Origin of the sequence: Thermobaculum terrenum ATCC BAA-798 (assembly GCF_000025005.1) — a bacterium.
Lineage (GTDB): Bacteria > Chloroflexota > Chloroflexia > Thermobaculales > Thermobaculaceae > Thermobaculum > Thermobaculum terrenum.
Genome location: NC_013525.1, coordinates 1,866,547 through 1,887,686, shown reverse-complemented (window position 1 = coordinate 1,887,686; position 21,140 = coordinate 1,866,547). Strand labels below are relative to the sequence as shown.

The 21,140-nt window shown below is 54.2% G+C and carries 18 protein-coding genes; 13 read left to right on the top strand and 5 right to left on the bottom strand.

Annotated elements, in window-relative coordinates; all coding sequences use genetic code 11:
• Window positions 1-5 precede the first annotated feature (5 nt).
• From TTER_RS08870 to TTER_RS08820, 11 genes are all read left to right on the top strand, one after another.
• On the top strand, window positions 6-1,187 hold the full coding sequence (locus TTER_RS08870; RefSeq protein ID WP_012875685.1) for an aminotransferase class I/II-fold pyridoxal phosphate-dependent enzyme: 1,182 nt from the start codon (window positions 6-8) through the stop codon (window positions 1,185-1,187).
• Between the two features lie 42 nt (window positions 1,188-1,229).
• The gene (locus TTER_RS08865) at window positions 1,230-2,120 is read left to right on the top strand and encodes a universal stress protein (protein ID WP_012875684.1); all 891 of its coding nucleotides are present in this window, start codon (window positions 1,230-1,232) and stop codon (window positions 2,118-2,120) included.
• A gap of 133 nt (window positions 2,121-2,253) precedes the next feature.
• Complete coding sequence (locus TTER_RS08860; RefSeq protein WP_012875683.1) at window positions 2,254-2,553, top strand: DUF503 domain-containing protein; 300 nt, start codon at window positions 2,254-2,256, stop codon at window positions 2,551-2,553.
• Between the two features lie 80 nt (window positions 2,554-2,633).
• Window positions 2,634-4,631, top strand: a complete 1,998-nt coding sequence (locus TTER_RS08855; RefSeq protein WP_012875682.1) for a DUF7408 domain-containing protein — start codon at window positions 2,634-2,636, stop codon at window positions 4,629-4,631.
• A complete protein-coding gene (locus tag TTER_RS08850; RefSeq protein ID WP_012875681.1) occupies window positions 4,624-5,589 on the top strand; it encodes an ABC transporter ATP-binding protein in 966 nt (321 codons plus the stop codon). Before TTER_RS08855 ends, TTER_RS08850 begins: the two co-directional genes overlap by 8 nt.
• Before the next feature lie 2 nt (window positions 5,590-5,591).
• A complete protein-coding gene (locus TTER_RS08845; protein WP_012875680.1) occupies window positions 5,592-6,596 on the top strand; it encodes an ABC transporter permease in 1,005 nt (334 codons plus the stop codon).
• Window positions 6,596-8,266, top strand: coding sequence for a hypothetical protein (locus TTER_RS08840; RefSeq protein WP_012875679.1), 1,671 nt, complete (start codon window positions 6,596-6,598; stop codon window positions 8,264-8,266). Before TTER_RS08845 ends, TTER_RS08840 begins: the two co-directional genes overlap by 1 nt.
• Complete coding sequence (locus TTER_RS08835; protein ID WP_012875678.1) at window positions 8,263-9,264, top strand: AAA family ATPase; 1,002 nt, start codon at window positions 8,263-8,265, stop codon at window positions 9,262-9,264. The genes TTER_RS08840 and TTER_RS08835 overlap by 4 nt, the downstream gene beginning before the upstream one ends.
• Window positions 9,265-9,268: 4 nt before the next feature.
• Window positions 9,269-10,180 carry a DUF58 domain-containing protein gene (locus TTER_RS08830; RefSeq protein WP_012875677.1) on the top strand — a complete coding sequence of 304 codons (912 nt, stop codon included), beginning with the start codon at window positions 9,269-9,271 and terminating at the stop codon, window positions 10,178-10,180.
• Between the two features lie 5 nt (window positions 10,181-10,185).
• Entirely contained in the window at window positions 10,186-12,000 is a 1,815-nt protein-coding gene (locus TTER_RS08825; protein ID WP_012875676.1) for a vWA domain-containing protein, read from the top strand.
• Window positions 11,997-14,753, top strand: coding sequence for a VWA domain-containing protein (locus TTER_RS08820; protein ID WP_012875675.1), 2,757 nt, complete (start codon window positions 11,997-11,999; stop codon window positions 14,751-14,753). Before TTER_RS08825 ends, TTER_RS08820 begins: the two co-directional genes overlap by 4 nt.
• Here the strand turns inward: TTER_RS08820 and TTER_RS08815 are convergent.
• From TTER_RS08815 to lgt, 3 genes are read right to left on the bottom strand one after another with little or no spacing between them, the layout of a single operon-like run.
• Complete coding sequence (locus TTER_RS08815) at window positions 14,750-15,187, bottom strand: vitamin K epoxide reductase family protein (RefSeq protein WP_012875674.1); 438 nt, start codon at window positions 15,185-15,187, stop codon at window positions 14,750-14,752. The genes TTER_RS08820 and TTER_RS08815 overlap by 4 nt on opposite strands.
• Before the next feature lie 9 nt (window positions 15,188-15,196).
• Window positions 15,197-15,892, bottom strand: a complete 696-nt coding sequence (locus TTER_RS14805) for a DsbA family protein (protein ID WP_012875673.1) — start codon at window positions 15,890-15,892, stop codon at window positions 15,197-15,199.
• Between the two features lie 9 nt (window positions 15,893-15,901).
• The gene (gene lgt, locus TTER_RS08805) at window positions 15,902-16,714 is read right to left on the bottom strand and encodes a prolipoprotein diacylglyceryl transferase (protein ID WP_012875672.1); all 813 of its coding nucleotides are present in this window, start codon (window positions 16,712-16,714) and stop codon (window positions 15,902-15,904) included.
• A 128-nt stretch (window positions 16,715-16,842) separates the two neighbouring features.
• Between lgt and TTER_RS16030 the strand changes: the two genes are divergently transcribed.
• Window positions 16,843-17,400 carry a CGNR zinc finger domain-containing protein gene (locus TTER_RS16030; RefSeq protein WP_012875671.1) on the top strand — a complete coding sequence of 186 codons (558 nt, stop codon included), beginning with the start codon at window positions 16,843-16,845 and terminating at the stop codon, window positions 17,398-17,400.
• Window positions 17,401-17,404: 4 nt separating this feature from the next.
• The gene (locus tag TTER_RS08795) at window positions 17,405-19,924 is read left to right on the top strand and encodes a heavy metal translocating P-type ATPase (protein WP_012875670.1); all 2,520 of its coding nucleotides are present in this window, start codon (window positions 17,405-17,407) and stop codon (window positions 19,922-19,924) included.
• Here the strand turns inward: TTER_RS08795 and TTER_RS08790 are convergent.
• The gene (locus TTER_RS08790; RefSeq protein ID WP_012875669.1) at window positions 19,876-20,748 is read right to left on the bottom strand and encodes an NAD-dependent epimerase/dehydratase family protein; all 873 of its coding nucleotides are present in this window, start codon (window positions 20,746-20,748) and stop codon (window positions 19,876-19,878) included. The genes TTER_RS08795 and TTER_RS08790 overlap by 49 nt on opposite strands.
• A gap of 102 nt (window positions 20,749-20,850) precedes the next feature.
• Window positions 20,851-21,129, bottom strand: a complete 279-nt coding sequence (locus TTER_RS08785; RefSeq protein WP_012875668.1) for a hypothetical protein — start codon at window positions 21,127-21,129, stop codon at window positions 20,851-20,853.
• Between the last annotated feature and the right edge of the window lie 11 nt (window positions 21,130-21,140).

The following is a 21,140-nucleotide window of genomic DNA, read 5'->3' as shown; positions in this document are numbered from 1 at the left end:
TTTCAATGGCTACTGTGGATCATCGTAGTGTAAGCAGGTTCCTTTCGGAGAGGGCCAGAAGGATCCCCCCTTCCGGCATCAGGAGGTTCTTCGACCTGATATCTGGAGTCGAAGGAGTCATATCCCTGGGCGTAGGAGAGCCCGACTTCGTCACCCCAGACCCCATACGCGAGGCTGGAATCAGAAGCATAAGAGAGGGACACACCTCTTATACTTCTAATTACGGCCTTCTCGAGCTTCGGGAGCTCCTCTCGGAACATCTGGCAGCCAGATATGGCGTGAGGTACGACCCCCACTCGGAGATCCTCATAACAGTTGGAGTGTCTGAGGCGCTCGATATTGCCTGCCGAGCGGTCCTCGGGCGGGGCGACAGGATACTCGTGCCCGATCCCTCCTATGTGGCCTATGTGCCCGCGGTCGTCATGGCCGATGCCGAGCCTGTCATGGTCCCTCTTTCCCAGCGCTACGAGTTCGAGATGCGCGTGGAGTTCCTCGAGCCGCTCCTGTCCCCAGAGGTGAAGGCCTTGCTGCTTGCCTATCCCAACAACCCCACCGGTGCGGTTATGCCGAGGCACGAGCTGGAGAAGCTGGCAGCCTTTGCCGAGGAGCACGATCTCCTCGTCATCTCCGACGAGATCTACGACAGGCTCACCTACGGAGTCGAGCACACCTGCTTCCCATCCATGCCCGGTATGAGGGAGAGAACCATACTCCTGGGCGGCTTCTCCAAGTCGTACGCCATGACCGGATGGCGGGTGGGGTACGTCTGCGCACCGGCTGACCTGATAGAGGCCATGATGAAGATCCACCAGTACACCATCATGAGCGCCCCTACCGCCGCCCAGTACGCAGCGATAGAGGCTCTGAAGTCTGGTGAACCCTACGTACAGCAGATGAGGGCCGAGTACGATCGCAGGCGGAAGGTGATGGTCTCCTCCCTCAACGAGATAGGGCTGCCCACCTTTGAGCCTAAGGGAGCCTTCTATGTGTTCCCGGATATCACCCCCACAGGCCTGTCCTCCATAGAGTTCGTGGAGCAACTCCTGCTACAGCAGAAGGTAGTTGCTGTGCCAGGGGATGTCTTTGGCCCCTCGGGGGAGGGGCACGTGCGCATGTGCTACGCCACATCCATGGAGCAGATAGAAGAGGCTCTGGAGAGGATCAACAGATTCGTGCACAGGCTATAGCCTTTCCTCCTCTCCCAAAGATTTATCAGGAGGTGTTTCTTTATGGCTGAGGCTCAGTTCCCCAGAACCCTGCTTTTGGCTACCGACGGGCTACAGGACTCCGCCCTGGCCCTCGATGCTGCCTTGGATCTGGCGTCCAGGGCCGGTGCCGATCTGCACGTGGTGCATGTGTGGCAGGCACCGCCACCTTTTGCCCCAGTCGGTATGGTGCCCGTGGTGGTGGAAGACCAATCCTCAGAGGTTGAGAGTGCCGCCAGAAACCTGCTGGAGAAAGAGGTAGAGAAGGTCCGATCCAGGGGTGTCACAAGTGTCCACCCCCACCTGCTGTCAGGGCGTCCCGCTGAAGAGATACTGTCGGTTGCCAGGCAGATAGAGGCCGACCTGATAATCATCGGCAGCAGGGGTAAATCCGGCCTTGAGCGACTCATGATGGGTAGCACCTCTGAAGAGGTGGTACACCATGCCCACGTACCGGTGCTCGTGCTGAGAGGTGGGGCGGATGTCTGGCCACCTCACAAGGTGGTCGTGGGCGACGATTTCTCGGAAGAAGCTGAGCGAGCTGCAGAGATCGCCGCAGCCATCGCCAAGCTACTGGGTTGCGGTCTGGAACTGATCACCGCCTATCCTACACCTGTGCACCCAAGAAGACATCCTGAGGTGCTTTCGGAGCTGCTGCAGTCCCTGCAGGAAAGCTCCTCCCAGCGATCCGAGAACCTGAGGGGCAAGTTTCAGGTCGAGGTCAAGCCCGTAGTAGAGGCTGGAGATCCTGCAGAGGTCCTGCTCCGCCACTCAGACCGAGATGGAGAGCCGACTCTGGTGGTGGTAGGAGCGCGTGGACTGGGAGCTGTGCAGCGCATGCTGCTCGGGAGCGTATCTACAAAGATCCTCAGGACCTCGCGGAATCCTGTGCTGGTGTGCCCACGCCCCAGATAGCCTACTGACCGATAGCCAGGAAGGGCGAACACTGTCTGTAGTATCTCCGTATCTCCTGGCTTTGGTAATGATCTCATTTGACTTTATAATCAAACAATAACAGAACTCACCTGTATCAGAAGGAGTTCAAAAGATGGCGGCTGTGATTGCTGCTTGCAGGCTGGTGCTTCATCTGCCTGAAAGCCAGTCCCTAAAAGATAAGCGCCAGGTTTTGAGGTCTCTGCAGAGCCGGCTCACCGATGCATACAGCGTATCCGTTGCCGAGACTGGCTCGCAGGACAAGTGGCAGTCCGCTGAACTGCTGGTAGCTTACGCCTCCAGCGACTCGCGCCACGCAGATGAGGTGCTGGCCAAGGTAATAGCATTTGTTGAGAGCTATCACCTCCCCGTCGAGCTGCTCGATGCGGAAACAGAGCTGATTCATGCTTTCTAGAGGCTGTGTGATTACCGGGCTGGAAGAAACTTTTACGTCCTTTGAGAGTTATTTTATCTAGATACCAAAAGAGGTGAAACTTGAAGCATCTATCGGTCAGGTTTGTCCTTGCACTAGCTTTCATTTTTTCTCTAGCACTCCATTATGTGGGCTCTGCTTCCGCACAGAGTAACGTATCGGTAGAAGTAGATTCTGCCTTCGATGGCTCTTATTCCAGCCTCTGGGGTGTTGCACCGGTTCGTGTAAGAGTATCGAATCAAGGACAGAGCTTTGTCGGCAGGGTGGAGCTGATCGTCTCCCAGTCCGCTGGCAACCTCGTCTACACTACCGAGATGGATCTACCTCAGGGCAGCTCCAAGGAGGTGGTGTTTTATCCCTCGATGATAGGGACCTCCGTGACCCTGAGGGCCAGGGTGCTCAACGGCACTCAAACTCTGGCAGAAGCCTCTGCTCAAGCCAGCGCTATAGGCTCTTCTCAGTATCTGGTAGGGGTCATCGTCCCTTCTGCCGATTCCTATCTCCGGCTTGAAAACAGGCAGCTTGGCGATATCAACGTCGTGCAGATAGAACCCAGAGACCTCCCCGACAGATCGCTGGTTCTGGGGAGCCTGGATGCCCTCGTGCTGGATGGAAGCGTGGCTACTGATCTCTCCCCACAGCAGGTTGAAGCTCTCAGGTCCTGGGTCAACTCCGGCGGCACCCTGCTGCTGGTAGGGGAGCTGAGTGCGCTGGGCGATGTTATGCCCGTCAGGCTGAAGGGGGGATCAACTAGCGCTGACGTTGAGGATCTCGCAAGCTTGTCGCGCACCAGCACCTCCCCGGGCAGAGCACAGGTGCTGGCCGCTGACCTCGTGAGCGGGGCACAGGTGATCGCTGGCTCTGCGTCCACCCCTCTCGTGGCCGAGAGGTCCTTTGGCGAAGGCAGGGCTATATGGCTAGCCTGGAACCCCACAGAGGAACCCTTCAACACGTGGCAAGGGACACCCAGGATACTTGCCAGGCTGCTGGCTTCATCCCCCCACAAGGCTAACGACGCACTGTTTCTCTCATCCTGGGAGATCAATCAGTTCGTACAGAATATCCCCGGCTTAGGATTGCCATCTACCTGGGCCCTGATAGGCTTCCTGGGAGTCTACGTGGTGTTGATAGGCCCCGTGCTTTACTTCCTGCTCAAACGCACCGACAGGAGGGAACTCGCCTGGGTACTCATCCCCGCGATCTCCCTCGTCTTCTCCGTGGTGGCCTACGCAGGTGGATCGGCCACCCGAGGTCGCGCGACCACGATAAAGTCCCTGGAGGTCGTGCAGGCAGATGCTGGTTCCAGGTACGAGCAGGTAATGCTCAATTTTGGCATATTCAGTCCCGTCAGGAAGAATTACGACATAGCCCTGGACTCGAGCCTGCTGCCCATGTGGCAAGTTGCGGGCGCAAGCAGTCTGGGCACCTCGGATAATGCCATATCCACACGCGGATATACCGTGGAGTTTGACCAGGGATCCTATGTCGTGAGCGATGCCTTTGTGGATGTCTATAGCTTCAAGTCATGGGCTGCAGTAGGCGCCCGCGTGGCCGACAGACCCATGGTCGAGGCAGATCTGCGTTTCAATGGCGGCACCATGAGCGGCGAGATCTCCAATCACAGCCAGTACTCCATAGAGGAAGCTTTCGTGTTCCACAACGGCCGGTGGTTCAGAGTAGGAACTATAGATAAACAGTCTGTCAGGCGCGTAAGCAATGTTGACTCCTCCACAGTTATATGGGAAAACACTTCCCCCGACGCTACCAATGACTTTAGAAGAACGGCGATCACCGAGTCTGTTGTTTCCCCGACCACTCCGGCACCACCTGACAGCTCGGTGCGGCCGCTGGTTCCAGGCACGGACACTGTGCTCATTGGTTGGCAAAAGAACGTGCCAGCGATGGTCGGCCTGAGAAATCAGGGAGCTAGAATCTACACAGACAGGCTGGTGGTGATCAGGATACCCTCTGACCAATCTTCCCAATCTACCCCTGGTACCTCCAGTCGGGGCGATGATAATCTCCTGAGCAGCTACTTGGGAGGGCGGACCAATGCCTGAAGCTATCGTGCAGACCCGAGGATTGACCAAGATCTATGGGCAGCTGAGAGCGCTTGATAACCTGGATCTCGAGATCGAGCAGGGCAGCATATACGGGTTCATAGGCCCCAACGGAGCAGGCAAGACCACTTGCATGCGTATACTCTGCACTCTCCTTGAGCCTACCTCCGGCGAGGCCTGGATCAATGGCCTCTCAGTGCGCGATGAGCCCGAGAAGATAAGGATGCATATAGGCTACATGCCAGACTTCTTCGGTGTCTATGGGGACATGAAGGTCTGGGAGTACATGGACTTCTTCGCGCGGTGCTACAAGATCCCTCAGGATCGCATAGGCACTCTCACTGACGAGCTGCTGGAGCTGGTCAACCTGCAGGATAAGAAGGACGACTACGTTGAATCCCTGTCTCGAGGGATGAAGCAGCGGCTCTGCCTGGCTCGCACCCTCATCCATGACCCGGACCTGCTGGTGCTGGATGAACCCGCTTCCGGGCTGGACCCAAGGGCACGCATCGAGATGCGAGAGCTGCTGAAGGAGCTGCGCTCCATGGGTAAAACCATCATGCTATCCTCGCATATCCTGACGGAGTTGGCCGATGTATGCACCCATATCGGCATCATAGAGAAGGGCAGGCTGCTCGCCTCCGGGCAGGTCGACGAGATGATCTACAGGCTGCAGCTGCAGAGGCGTATCAGGCTAGTTTTGACCGGTGGAGCCTCCGGAGCCCTCGAGGTGTTGAGCTCGACAAACGATGTAAACGATGTCCAGATCATGGAGCCAGCCCCACAGACCGATGAGGATCCGGCCACCATATCTTTTGGTTTGACATCACCTTCTAATAACTACTCGCCTCTCATAGCGAGGCTTATCGAGGCGGGTGCCCAGATAAGGGAGTTTGTGGAAGAACGAGGTGACCTGGAGGATGTCTTCATGCAGGTTACCAAGGGGGAGGTGCAGTAGAGGTGGAAGCTATAGTGACTAAGGAGCTCCGCAGCAGGATGAGGGGAGCCAGAGCTTTTGTTGTTATAACGATATTCCTGGCCCTTCTGTCCTGCTTTGTGGTCGCTCTATACGGCTTTACCAAGATAACCACCGGTAGCATAGGAGGTCCTCCGCCCCCTCTGGGCCGGATAATGTTCTATACGCTGACCGGCATAGAGCTCCTGCTGATAGCTCCCTTGGCGCCTGCCTTCAGCGCCGGGACCATTGCCGGCGAGAAGGAACGCCAGACATTCGACCTGATGGTGATAACTCCGGTAACTCCGACCAGCATCGTGCTGGGGAAGGTGCTGGCTAACCTGGCATATATAGCGTTGCTCATAGTTGTGGCTCTTCCCATACAGGTCCTGTCGATAACGCTTGGTGGGCTGACTCTCACAGAGGTCATGGTTGGCCTGTGGATACTACTCCTTGCGGCGGTATTTTATGGCTGTGTCAGCGTCTTCTTCTCATCTTTCCTGCGCAGCACCACGCTGGCCAGCGTCTTCAGCTACCTTGTAGTAGCGCTCAACCTCATAGGAGCCATATTTATCGTGCTCATCCTGGGAATTCTAGGCTCTGATAACACCCTCGCGGCAATGCTTGGCCCTACTTCCGAGGCCCCATCGAAGTTTTTGTTGTATGTGTCGGATCTGCTCATAGCTTTTAGCCCCGTGCTAACCGCGATAGTCTCGGAGACCGCTCTGGTTGCCAACGGCGATCTGTTCCTGATACATCTGGATCTGGCTAACCCGAATACCCAGGGAAGATTTACAATGTCTCTACCAAGCCCCTGGATAATATACAGCGTCATATATATAGTCCTGTCCGTGGTGTGCGTATGGCTAAGCATCAGAAATGTGAGACCCGTGGTCGCCAGGAACCCAAGAAACCCTTCTCGCCCCGAGGGGTATACTCTTACGGAGACCATGGAAGATGTACCATTGACTCAGGGTGATCAGAGGGGTGCTGCGGAAGGGGAAGTTTGATGCCAGCTGATCAACTTTGGATAATCAAGAGAGCGACCAACAGGCTGGTGCTCCGCGTAAGAGCTGCTCGTGCAGTGTATGCAGCCGTCTGGGGGCTGGCCTGCGGATTCGCACTGGCTGGCATGATCGGGCTGGCAGGTAGATTGTGGCCGCTGCTGGACCGTGGCCAATTATGGCTTGCAGCCGTATCTCTTCCCCTGGCAGCAGGCATCCTGGCGTTTGTGGGAGCTTTCATCTGGCCGGTCGACAGGATAAGGGTCCTCACTGCAGCAGAGATGAAGCTTGGCCTGAGATCCAGGTTGAGCTCTGCACTAGCTTTTGAGGGCTCGCAGGGGGGCATGATCGACAGGCTGTGGTTGGATGCTGCACGTATCAGCCGGGATATCGCCTGGTCTGCTGCAGTCAGGTTCAAGTTTTCAAGGATAGCCGCTGGAATATGCGCTGTAGCTGTCCTCCTCCTGATATTGAACGGTGTCGTCCCTAATCCTCAGTTTGATGTACTGCGCGACAAGAGACAGCTTGCCATGGAACAGCGCGAGCAGGCACAGCGCATAAGGGAGTCTGTACAGCATCTCAATAAGCTGGGCTCCACTGACCCTGAGGTCAGGAAGATCCTGCAGGAGCTGGATGCCTTGCAGCAGTCCCTTGAGAAAGGCAACCTCACCAGAGAAGAGGCCGTGTCGAGGGTGGCTGAGTCGGAAGCAAAGATCCAGCAGCTGAATATCGAGGGGCCGGCTCGTAGCAGAGCTGCTTTGGATAGGGCAGCCTCGGCTCTTGGAGCTTCTGCCCTCACCAGCGATCTGGCACAGGCTATCAGGGATCGTGACGCGTCCAGGGTGAAAGCAGAGCTGAAATCTCTCGACCAGAAGCTACGGAGTGGTACCCCTCAGGAGAAACAGCAGATCAAGCAGGCACTGCAGAAAGCTGCTTCTGAGACCTCTGGCTTGTCATCCGACCTGTCTAATGCCCTCAGGCAATCGGCTATGGATGGCAAGCTGTCGGGTTCGCTGGAGCAGCAGATCGATGCAGGGATGTCCAGAGCCTCGACAGCTGATGCCGTCGAGCGAACGCTGTCGCAGCTCCAGGATAGCAGGCAGTCCCTGGCACAGTCAGGGGACCGGAACACGGCAGCTTCCAGCTCGGGCAATCAGTCATCGGGAGGTAGCACTTCTGATAGCAACGCTCAGCAGGGTAACGCATCTTCTGGGGGCGGTCAGGGAGCCAAAGCAAACAGCAATCAGGGGTCTGGACAAGGATTATCTGGCTCGAGCACCACTGGTGGGACCGGAGGGGGAGCCAGGACTGGTGTCGGTCAGGGTAATAAGAGCGGTCAGGGTGGAATAGCTGGCGGAGCCAATAGGGGCACTACCCCCTTGCCTAAGGACATGCCCGTTTATGCCCCATCCAGAATAGATAGCAAGGGGAAGAAACTTGTGAGGGTGGGGTCGAGCTCCTCTGGAAACCAGGAGGGCACAAGCGTGGGACAGGGAGCCAGAAACCAGGCAAGCAGGAGTTACTCCGAGGCTTACGCTGACTATAGTCAGGCAGCCTATTCCTACCTGGAGGAAAAGTATATACCGGTCTCGCTAAAGGACTACGTGAGGGAGTACTTCGATCAGATAGCGCCATCGGGGGAGGACAGTAAATCTCAGGGGCAGGGGAATAAATGACGAATAGACTTTCCATTTCACCAGATGAGTTCACAGATATAGCTCAACGCATACTTAGTGAGGTCTCCAAGAGGATAGTCGGCCAGAGGGAGCTTGTAGAAGGGACCTTGATATGTATCCTGTCTGGAGGTCATGCCCTCCTGGAAGGACTACCCGGGTTGGGGAAAACTATGACTGTGCGCACCTTCGCCGAGGTGCTTGATCTGCACTTCAGCCGCATCCAGTTCACACCCGACCTGATGCCCTCCGATATCACCGGTACCAATGTGTTGGAAGAGGATGCTTCCGGAGCCCGTCGCTTCAGGTTTCAGGAGGGCCCCATCTTCGCTAACCTGGTGCTCGCAGACGAGATCAACCGAGCTACCCCAAAGACGCAGTCCGCCCTGCTGGAGGCTATGCAGGAGCACGCAGTTACCGTGGGCAACGATACTCACGCTCTGCCGAAGCCCTTCTTTGTGTTGGCTACTCAAAACCCTATCGATCTTGAGGGTACTTACCCACTCCCTGAGGCGCAGCTAGATCGCTTCATGTTCAAGCTGCTTGTCCCCAGCCCATCTCCTGAAGAGTTGGTGCGCATCCTGGAGACGACCACCACACCAGCCACTATTTTGGTAGAGAAAGTAGCAGATGCCGATACTATCAATCAGATGAGGATGCTTTCTCTGGATGTACCAGTTGCGCCTCATGTTTTGTCTTACGTTTCTGAGCTTGTCCTTAGGACTCATCCCGATAACCCTGCAGCGCCCGCGAGTGTGAAGAGATACGTCAGGTTTGGGTCGAGTCCCAGGGGGGCCCAGGCACTGGTACTGGGTGCGAAGGTGAAAGCTCTGCTTGAAGGGCGTTACAACGTGGCGGTAGAGGATATAAACGAGATCGCTGCCTGGGCCCTGCGCCACAGGATAATACTCAACTATGAAGGCGAGTCTGAGAACATTTCTACGGAGAGTATCGTTCGCGACATAGTAGAGTCGCTAGTGGCTTCGCTTACCAGGATCTAACAGCATGGCTAACGTATCCTTCGACCTGACAGACATAACGTCGGTTATGACCCCCGATCTGGTGCGAAAGCTCGACTCCGTCTCCCTGATGCATCGGGGCAGGTATTCCGGGAGGATGAGAGGTGAGCGTCGCAGCACCAAATGGGGACAGAGCATAGAGTTTGCCGATTACAGAGATTATTCGCCCGGGGATGACCTCAGGAGGGTGGACTGGAATCTGTACGCCCGTAGCGATCGCCTGTATGTCAAGCTGATGGAAGAGGAGGAAGACAGGACCGTCCGGTTGGTGCTGGATACAAGCAACTCCATGGGCTTTGGTACACCATCAAAGATCTCTATGGCTGCTGGTCTCGCCGCCGCAATTGGATACTTAGCCCTCAACGACCTGGACAACCTGGTAGTGGTAGAGCCTAGCCCTCAAGGTTATACCTCATCCCGCAGGCTTCGGGGGAGGGCAGGATTCAGGGAGCTGCTAAGTATGATCGCTAGCTGCCGGCCTTCAGGCAAGGTGAACCTCGAAAGATTGTTGACGAGGTTGGCCTCTGGCTTAAGGAGGACCGAGCTGCTGGTAGTGATTAGTGATCTCATGGAGGCTGGGGACGTACACAGGGGCCTGCGCAGGCTCCGTGGCAGAGGCTCTGAAGTCGTCCTTCTGCATGTCCTTTCACGGGATGAGATTGAGCCACAGATAGCTGATGGGCAATTCGAACTCATAGATTCCGAGACCGGAGAGGCGATCTCGATACGAGCGGATAACGATGCCTTGGAGCGCTATGCACTGGAACTGCAATCCTGGCTGAACGGTATCAGGGATACCTGCAAGGCAGTTGGGATAACATATCTTCAAGTGATTAGCGATCAGGATATCGAGCAGATACTCTTTGACGATCTGCGCAGGCTGAAGGTTCTGGAGTAAGGCTCATGGCTTTTGCTACTCCTTTGGCTCTGGCGCTACTGCTGCTGTCCCTGCCTCTGGCGGTCATGTACTTGCTACGACCGCGTCCTGATAGGGTCGTGGTCTCGAGTAACTTCCTGTGGAGGAACATATCTCAGGATCTAGAGGCCAATGCCCCCTGGCAGAAGTTGAGGCGCAATATCTTTCTGCTTCTCCAGCTGTTGATCCTGACATTGTTGGTGTTAGCCATGGCCAGGCCTATGTGGAAGACCAACGCCTATATCAATGGTGATGTCGTGTTGATCCTGGATACCTCGACCAGCATGGCTGCCAGAGACGTAAATCCCCATCGACTACAGGCTGCAATCAGCAGGATAGAGGCTCTGGCCAAAAGCTTGCCAGAGGGTAGTTCCGCTGCCCTTGTCACCGCTGGCCCCCAACCTTCAGTGGTTGTAGGGCCTACGACTGATACAGGGGAGATAATTCGTGCAGCTCGAAATACCAGCCTGGCTTATGGTGAGAACAACCTCGGTGATGCTTTCCTGCTGGCCAAGTCCATCGCCAGCAGGATGAGGAATCCCACTATAGTTCTTTTTACCGATGGTGCCTATAATGCGCAATCGCTTCCCGATATGCCCTACCCCGTGCGCATAGAACGTGTGGCCGGTGATGGTAGCAACTCTGGCATAGTAGCTATGGCCACAAGACATAGCAGTAGCGGAGTACAGTTATGGATCTCGATCGCTAACTATGGGCCACAGAGAACCGTCGACGTAAGTATACTCGTCGACGGTGACTTGTACGATTCTAGAAAGATCGCCTTGCCTTCAGATAGATCCATGGGTATTGAGATTAATGATGTGCCGGTGGGCAAAGTGATAGAAGCCAGGTTGTCACCGGGAGATGATCTGCCCGAGGACGATCGGGCCTGGACTCTTCGAGATCCCCTCCCTCCCATGAAGGTATTGCTCTACGGCAGGGAGAGTCCGTTCTTGCAGAGAGCTCTAAGCCTTTATCCGAATGTTGATCTGTACAAGTCTTCCTCAAAAGAGGTTCCTGCCGGCTACGACCTGTACGTGTTCAATGGCAGCTTGCCGGATAAGCTTCCACTTACAGGCAATCTAGTGCTCATGGGGACTCCTGGCAAAGAGCTTTTCGGCGTTGCTGGTCAACTGGATTCTCTCCAGATCACGGCTCAGGAAGATCATCCCCTGCTGCGCTACGTGGATTTGACTACCGTATCTATTGCCAGCGCACGCAGGATGTTGTTGCCGGATTGGATGACGCCCCTGGCTTATTCCGGAGATGTGCCGGTCATGGCTGTGGGTGATAATGCGGGCAGAAGAGTGCTTGCCTTGGCGTTCTCCCCTGAGGATTCCGACATGCCGTTGCAGGTTTCCTTCCCTATACTTGTAAGTAACATCCTGGACTACATGAGACCCGCCAACCTGAGCAACTTGAATCAATCGTTACCCCAGGGAGCAGTGGTGCCTTTGGGACAGGACGAGAGATCGGTCAGGGCTCCTGATGGTGAGCTGTACCCCGTCTCGACAGGAGTCTTTGCTGATACGTACCAGCCTGGGGTGTACGAGGTCCTGGATAAGGAAGGCAATGTGCTGAGGCGCTTCGTGGTCAACGCCGGCAGCCGAGTAGAGTCCAACATAGGGGCTAATGCCAGCTTGGAGCCTATTGGGGATTCAGCTGCTACCTCTGAGCAAAGAGTATCTGCGAACACAAGAGTGCGTTGGCGCCCTCTGGCATTCATCGCGCTCGCCGTGCTTTTCTTGGAGTGGGCCCTGTACGTTAGCAGGCATATGCCTCGCAGGAGGAGGATCGCATGAGGCTAGGATTTGATAGCCCCCTGTTCCTTTTCCTGCTATTATTGCTGCCGCTTGTACCGCTGTCTGCCAGGGCTCTAAGGCTTAGCAGGATGCGGAAAATCCTCGTTGCGACTGCGAGGTTAGCAGTTCTGACCTGCCTCGTCCTTGCTCTATCTGGATTGTACCTGCGCTTGCCAAGTCACAAATTGGGCGTAGTGTTCCTGGTTGATGCCTCCGATAGCGTTGGGCCAGAAGGTATAGCACAGGCTAAAGAGTTCGTGCGCAAGGCTTATCAATTAGCTGGTCGGGATGTGGATCTGGGAGTGGTGGTATTCGGGAAGGAACCTTTGATAGATTCGCTCACTTCTTCTGATGGCAAGCTGCCCGATTTTCTGTCTCGACCTGATTCGACCGCAACGGACATCCCTTCAGCTATGCGACTCGCCTTCTCCATGTTCCCTGCGGACTCCTCCAAGAAGATAGTCCTGCTCAGTGATGGCAATAACAATGTGGGCGATATGCAGGAGGTGTCTCGCCTTGCTCGGATGTTTGGGGTGACGGTGGACTACTACCCGGTATCTCAACTTCCCAAAGCTGATGCTTTGGTTGATTCGGTCAAAGCTCCCGCAAGGATCAAACCAGGGCAGAGCTTCAGCTTGCAGATAGTAGTAAGCAGTACCGTTCAACAGCGGGCTAAACTGACGGTGCTGGATGGTGACAAGAGCGTCGTTAGCACTGATGTAAGCCTCAAGGCTGGGAAGAATACTTTTGTGGTACCCCTTCCAGGGCAGGGACAAGGCGTGCATAAGTGGGAGGCTCGGATAGAAGCAGCGCAAGATGAGATCCCCCAGAACGATAGAGCAGCCAGCTTCACGTATGTTGAGTCCCCGTCGAGGGTGCTGGTAGCAGAAGGGACTCCTGGAGAGGCCAGTGGGCTTGTGGCAGCTCTGAAGGCAGGAAAGCTCGTAGTGGATACCGTTGATAGCAATGATATACCGAAAGATATATCTACGCTGGCTAAATATGATGCTGTGGTTCTGGTAAACGTACCGGCTAACTCTCTTCAGGATGCCGGCAAGACCCTTCAGGTGTACGTGCATGACCTCGGTAAAGGGCTAGTGGCCATCGGTGGCGACAGAGCTTTTGCCCTCGGTGGGTACTTCAACACTCCTCTGGAGCAGACGCTACCTGTAGATTCCCAGATTAGAAATCCAGATGAAGAGCCTCAGGTGGCGGTAGTAATGGCTATAGATAAGTCCGGCAGTATGGCTGCGTGCCACTGCGAAGGCTCAAAACTCCTCGAGCAATATCCAGGAGGCATTCCCAAGGTAGATATAGCTAAGGAATCAGCGATCCTTAGCTCTGAGACCTTAGGCCCTAATGATATCTTCGGCGTAGTAGCTTTCGACACTGCCCCTCGTTGGGTGGTGCGCCCTGAGCCTGTAACTGATAAGAGCTCTATAGCTGAGAAGGTGGCTGGTATCCAGGGCAGTGGTGGAACCAATATCTACGGAGGGTTAGCTGAAGCCATTGATTCCCTGATCAAGGTCAAAGCCAAGAATAAGCACGTAATCCTGCTCACAGATGGCTGGAGCAATGTGGGGAACTATGATGAGCTCATATCCAAAGCGAGAAGACATGGTATTACCATAAGCACCGTATCTGCAGCTGGGGGCTCAGCCCAACTACTCAGGTCCATAGCTGAGAAGGGTGGCGGCACCTTCTACAACACTCGAGATAGTGCAGATATACCGCAGATAGTGCTGAAGGAAACTCAAAAGCACATGAGGGCGTACATCCAGGAGAGGCAGTTCTACCCCTCTAGCTATGCCCCTAGCCCCATCCTGCGCGGTATCGATAGCACACCTCCCCTGCTGGGCTACGTGGCTACTTTCCCAAAGCCTGGGTCGACAGTAGCGCTGGTGTCGCCCCAGAAGGATCCAGTCCTGGCTCAATGGCAATACGGTTTGGGCAGGGCGATAGCATGGACTTCAGATGCGGGTGGGCGATGGAGTAAAAGCTGGCTAGGTACACAGCAGTATGCTCGACTGTGGCAGCAGGCTGTGGATTGGGTAATGCCAAGATCTTCCGAGAACGTTCAGGTGTCGACAACCTATGAGGATGGTTATACCTCTGTGGCTGTAGATGCTGTCAATCCCAGTGGTAGCTTTATTAATGGCGCTCAGGCCAGGGCAGTGATAGCTGCCCCAAGTGGGCAGACCCATGAGGTAAACCTCGAGCAAACAGCACCAGGACGTTATGAAGGCAAGCTACAGACGACTGTTCCAGGCTCGTACATAACATCTGTGACCCTAAGCACTCCCAGCGGCACTTTGAACGCCCCCACCTCAGGCTTCATCGTACCTTACTCCCCTGAATACAAGAGCTTTGGATTGAATACAGCTATCCTGGAAGCTTTATCCTCAGCAACCGGGGGCAGTAAGCTGAACGTGCCCCAGGAGATATTCAGGTCTGATGCAAAGTCATATTCCAGACTAGATCTCTGGTGGCCACTGCTGCTAGCTTCCCTGCTGTGCTTGCTGCTGGAGGTAGCCTTCAGAAGGCTGAGGCTGAGCTCTGAACTCCTAAAGGTGTTAGACGTCCGCAGGCTAGGGACTATCCGGAGTGCTGGCAGATCTGGTGCTCCTGTTGATAGACTTAGCAACACCTCAGGTGGCTTGGAGGGCTTGACAGAGGATAAAGAGGAGCGAGCTATTAGGGATGAAAGGTTATCAAGATTACGTGCGGCTCGCGATCGTGCGAGGAAGCGCTAGCTTTCGGTGACCGCCTCGCCTCTGTAAAACCTGGACATCTCGGCTATCGAGAGCAGGAATAGCAGCGTTATTATGACCGCAGACGTGACACACCAGGGGCATATAGCATGAATCACGTAAAGCTCCAGATAGGTCAAATATGCAGAATAAAGCGTACCTGCCAGCGAGATACCAAATATGGCAACTGCTGGCAGAACATTATCCTTAGTCAAGAACAACCACACCAATAGTACGTCCAGGGCCAGGTACATCAGAAGCCCCAACAGCGCCACCGGCACGCCCATAACTACCGAGTAGGCACTTGTCTGCACTTTCTCGCATCCCCCTGTTCCCAGGCATAGCGCAAGGTTACCACTATAATGGACCCAAGTGAGGTAAGCTGCCACGGCTGTGCCCGCTATCGACAGGGCCAACATAACTATGTTGCGCCACATAGTCCTACCCTACTTGCTCTGCACCGAATTGATGACCTGCACCAGCTGCTCGTAGCTAGGTAGCCCCTCTATCTTCTCGCCGTTCACAAAGATCGTTGGTGTAGCTCGAACACCCTTAGCCCGTCCATCCTGGGTGTCGGCCTGCACCTTGGACAGGTACTTCCCACTATCCAGGCAGGACCTGAACTGGGCAACGTTCAATCCCAGGTCACTGGCAAACCTTATCAGGTTAGCTTTGCTAAAGGTTCCGGAATTCTCCGCTCCCTGCTCAGAGAACAGCTTGTAGTTGTAATCCCAGAACCTACCTTGATCCTGGGCGCAATAGGCTGCGGCCGCAGCATCTACGGATTCCTGCCCTATAAAGGCGAAGTTTCTGTACACCAGCTTTACCTTACCCTCAGGAATCAGGGTCTTTTTGAGCTGTGCCTCGGGCCCCATGACGAACTCGCGGCAATACGGACATTGGTAGTCGGCCCAGACTTCCACTGTGACCGGGGCGTTGGGATCACCCATCACGTTGCCTTCGGCCGGGACACCTGTGGGTACGGCTACCTGATTTCTATTTGAGGCCGACTCAGGTGTCGTAGATGCTGGCCTGTTGAGAACTATTAGTAGCGCCACTATGACAACGGCTATCACTACAACGACTAGTGATAGTACCAGGGCTGCCCTGTTGGTTTGAGTTGCTCTTCTGCTCTGACTCATCTTCTCCTCTTATCTGCTCTGTTCTGAAGTAGTGAGTGTATAGCTTGATCTGTTGATCCCTAACCTAACCACCAGAAGTATGAGAGAAAGCACGATCGTAATGAGCGCGATGACTTGCGCTTCCTGAAGCCCAAAGGCAACGATCGTTTCCTGCCGGAAGTAAGTCAGCCCGAACCTGATTACGCCATAGCCTATCGCAGCCACTAGGAAAGTCACACCAGGGACCTGTACCCTGCGCCATAGGTAGAACACTATGACAAGCAGGAGGCCACAAGCCACTATCTCATAGACAGGATAAGGATGTGTTGGCACACCGATAAGGGAGGAAGGGAGCTGCGCCCCAGGGTTAACATATACGAGTCCCCACCCTGCGTTAGTGGGCTCTCCCCATGCATCGCCGTTAATTAGGCAACCGATACGACCTATCATCTGACCAACGAGCATTGCAGGAGCCGCAGCATCCAACAAAGGCCATACGGGCAGTCGATATAACCTGGCTGCTATAAGTCCTGCTACTATGCCCCCAATGAAAGAACCATAGACGGCAATACCACCTTTCCAAACAGCGATTATCTCGACAGGGTTCTGACTGTAATAAGATAAATGGTCTAGCACGTGCATCAGGCGAGCGCCAACAACTCCGCCTACTATGATCCATATGATCAGGTTGCTGAGCTTCTCCTGGTCGACGTTATATCTTTGTGCAAGGCTTAGCCCTAGCCAAACCGCCACTACCACCGCGATTGCGGTAAACAAACCATGCCAGCTAAATGCCAATGGGCCTAGCTGAAACATTATAGGGTCGATGTTGATACGGATCATATCCTACCCTCTGTAATCTCAAGTCGTACCAATTAGTAATACTTGCTTGCTCGAGTATAACAGTTTGACCCTCAATAAGCATAATTGCCACCCTTGATGTAACCACTAAATAATATTATGATAGTTACATGAAAATAATAGAAAGTGTAAATTCCGGCTACGCAATAACGATCAGCACTCTAGATCCCCAGAGCTTGGTGGATCTCTTGAATACTCCTTCTGTACGGCATGGACAGGATCCTTCTGCTGATGAGCTTGAGAGGGCCACTGGCTTTATCGGCACTCGGCAGGATCTTGTCGAGGCTGGCGATATCGGGAGGCTGCTAAGGGCTAACCTGAGTGGAGAGCTTGAAACTGGCGACCTGCTGCAAGAGATCAACGAGTATCTACGGAGCCATCAAGCTACATTGGAGATCATTGATGGGCGCTTGGCTATAAGCAGTAACGGAAGCCCCATTATCCAACTCTATCTGCTCGTGGCTGACATGATAGCTTCGGGGATCTGGCACAGAGTACGCAAGTGCCTTGGATGCGACTGCATCTTCTATGATGCCTCACGCAACGGCAAGAGAGTGTGGTGCTCGATGGAAATCTGTGGCAACAGGGCCAAGGTTGGCAGATGGCGAAGGAAGCATGGCGCTGTATGCACATGTGGTGATGTATGTACATGTGGAAGGAGGAAATGAATTCATGGCCACTACTTCTGAGGAAAAGAGCCTAACTATACCAGTTGAAGGTATGACCTGCGCCTCTTGTGTGCGCCATGTAGAACAAGCGATAAGTAAGTTGCCTGGTGTAGAGGCCGTAGATGTCAACCTGGCAACCAGTAAAGCCTTTATAAGGCTGGGAGCACCAGTATCTGCATTGCAGATAGCCGAAGCCGTCAGAGACGCAGGTTATGAGGTACCGGAAGCCACTGTTGAGCTGCAGATCGAGGGCATGACTTGTGCCTCCTGCGTCAGGGCTGTGGAGAAGTCCCTTGCTAACCTCACTGGGGTGCTGTCTGCAGATGTGAACTTTGCTACATCCAAGGCTTTGGTGAGGTATGTGCCTGGGGCAATAGGCCCGCAGGAGATGATCAGGGCTGTGGAGGATGCAGGCTATGAGGCCAGGCTCGCAGACGCGACCCAAACGCAAGTCGTTCAGACTGACCACCAACGGGAGTACAAAAATACGATCACGAAGGCTGTTGTTAGCCTTGTGTCTGGCCTGTTTCTGATGTTCCTCTCAATGAGAGACTACTTCTCCGTGCTTCAGGCCATCGATCCCAAAGCGATCAACTGGATCGGCCTGCTGATAACGCTACCAGTACAAGCTTGGACAGGTTGGACCTTCTACAAAGCGGCATGGCGATCGGCGCTTCACAGAAGTGCGAATATGAACACCCTTATCGCTGTTGGTACTGCCGCGGCTTTTATCTATAGCGCACTAGTCACACTGTTCCCAGGAGTCTTTGCCATGATGGGCGAGACTCCCCACGTGTACTACGATACGGGCTTGATAATCATAGGTTTGGTGCTTCTTGGCAGGGCTCTGGAGTCGAGAGCCAGGGGTAAAGCTTCGGATGCGATCAGGAAGCTACTGGATCTTCAGCCTCCGGTTGCCAGGGTCATGAGGGAAGGGCAGGAGGTTGAGGTACCTGTAAGCGAGCTGGTGCCGGGGGATGTAGTAATAGTACGACCTGGTGAAAGGATCCCGGTAGATGGAATCGTCACTGGTGGCAGATCCGTGGTTGACGAGTCGATGATAACCGGAGAGTCAATCCCAGTCGACAAAGCTGTTGGCTCTCAGGTGTTTGCCGGAACCATAAACCAAAGCGGTTCATTTGCTTTCAGGGCTACTCGTGTGGGGAGTGAGACTCTACTTGCCCAGATAGTAAGACTGGTCGAGCAAGCCCAAGGGTCAAAGCCTCCCATACAGAGGCTGGCAGATGTTATAGCGGGATACTTTGTGCCTGCTGTGATAGGTATAGCCCTAGTAACATTCGTTATCTGGCTGGTGTTTGGTCCTGAACCCAGGCTTACCATGGCTCTGCTCAACTTCATAGCTGTCCTCATCATAGCCTGTCCATGCGCTCTTGGACTAGCTACTCCTACTGCGATTATAGTTGCAACCGGTAGGGCAGCTCAGATGGGCATCTTAGTTAGGGATGCTGTTGCTCTGGAGGCGCTCTCAAGGGTCGATACCTTCGTGCTGGATAAGACTGGCACGCTGACGAAGGGTAAGCCTGTGGTGGCCGATGTAATACCGGTGAACGGCTTTGATGCAGCCTCGCTGCTGCAGGTGGTTGCCTCCGCAGAGGCACTGAGCGAACACCCGCTGGGGCGTGCGATTGTAGAGCATGCTCAGAGCAACAATATTAACATAACTAAGCCAGACAAATTCGAGGCCATAGTTGGTGGTGGAGTAAGAGCCGAGATTGATGGTAAACAGGTGCTCGCAGGTAACCCCCGCATGATGGCCGAGATGCTAGGAGATAGAACTGTAGACTCCTACAGCACAGTGGTGGAGGATGTGGCTGCAAGGGGTGCTACTCCCATAATGGTTGCTGTTGATGGTCAACTGGTGGGAGTTGTAGCTGTGGAGGATGAACTACGAGCTGAGAGTTTCTCCCTTGTTAAGAGCCTGAAGGATATCGGAAGGGAAGTCGTGATCCTTACTGGTGATAACAGGCTAGTAGCCGAGGCAATAGCGCGTAGGTTGGGAGTGGATCAGGTTATTTCCGAGGTGAAGCCTGATCAGAAAGCCGAAGTGATAAAGTCCCTAAGAGACAAAGGTAAGAAGGTTGCGATGGTTGGGGATGGCATCAACGATGCCCCAGCTTTGACGTTAGCTGATGTAGGGATATCTATGAGCAGTGGCACGGACATAGCAATGGAATCGGCTGACATAACTCTGATGTCCCCTAACCTTAAGCTGATAGTAGATGCGTTGGAGCTTTCCCGCGCGACTGTGAGGGTTATAAAGCAAAACCTCTTCTGGGCGTTTATCTATAATGTTGTGCTCATTCCTTTGGCAGCGGGAGTGCTCTATCCATTCTTTGCGGGCTCTGGTGGATGGAATGGGTTGCTCAACCCCATGATAGCTGCAGCAGCTATGGGGTTGAGCTCGGTAAGCGTGGTAAGTAACTCCCTGAGATTAAGGGGATGGCGTCCTAAGGACTATAAGTCCTCTCTAAGACCTGAGGCTATGCCTGATGCTCTGCTGTGAGTACTAAGCGATTTGACAAGATCTAACGGGGCTAGCTTGGGATTTAGAGTGGTTATATCATCTTGAGGTTCATACCCTACTAGCTCACATGTTTCCGAGATATCCATCTTATTGTAGAGGCTGGCGCTCAAGCCATGGAGGATAGCGAACTTGAGATGCTCAGCCTCTATAGCTTTGTGGATAAGCTGCAGGAGATCTCGCTGTGATACGAAGGCATCCATTACTCTCGTGCTCCACTCAGCACGCATCCTCTCGACTGGCTGGAAAGCACCAATGCGGATAGCTATAACGGATAGCCCCTCCTGCTCTGCCATGTACCTCCCCAGAGCCTCTCCAAAGCATTTGGTGACGCCATACAGGTCGCCAGGGTTGACAGGGTCGTTGATCTTGACTTGTACTCCCTTGGGATAGCCTGAGACCGCGTGGATCGAAGAAGCAAAGATGACCCTCCGGCACCCGGCGCTCTTTGCTGCCACATAGATGTTGTAAGTACCGATAATATTAGGTTCCAGGAGCTGGCTCCATGTAGCCTCGGAATCAGGGTTAGCTGCCAGGTGCACGACTGTGTCTATTCCCTGACACACCTCCTTGAGCTGCTGAAGGTCGGTTAGCTGAGCTACTACGACCTCTCCAAAGGCGCTAAGCTGCTCGACATCTTCTTCCTTCCTTACCATCAATCTTAGATCGTAAATGTCGCTGGAGTGCTCTGCAAAATAACGCCCGATGGTGCCTGCAGCTCCGGTTACAAGCACCTTCCTCCTAGTGGGACTTTTGCCGGGGTCTTGCTGAAATGTATTTGCTTGAAAGGTAAATGCCTCGGCCATGCATCCTCCTGACTGTGTGAATTTCGGGTTAAACTGATCCTGGGGAGGTATCTTCCCAGGATCATGATAGCTGAGTAAGTATGCATTGGGAAGAAGAACTAGCTACCGTCGGACGAACTTGAAGAATCGGCTCTCCTTGCCTTCGCTCGTTTCCTCCTGATAAAGGAAGGCCAATTGCTTCTCTTCAAACTTCTGGAAGAACTCTTCCCAAGATATGGGTTGGAGCTTCTCGTCATCGCCGTAGCCTGGAAAGTCTATTCTAAGCACACCAGCCTCATCCCCTTCCTCGGTACCCTTAACGGTAGCTGGTCTGCCTCCCCGCTCTTCCACCCAGCGGCGTATGGTTTCGTGATCAGTAGTCGTTTTACTTTCTCCTGCCATTTTTAACCTCC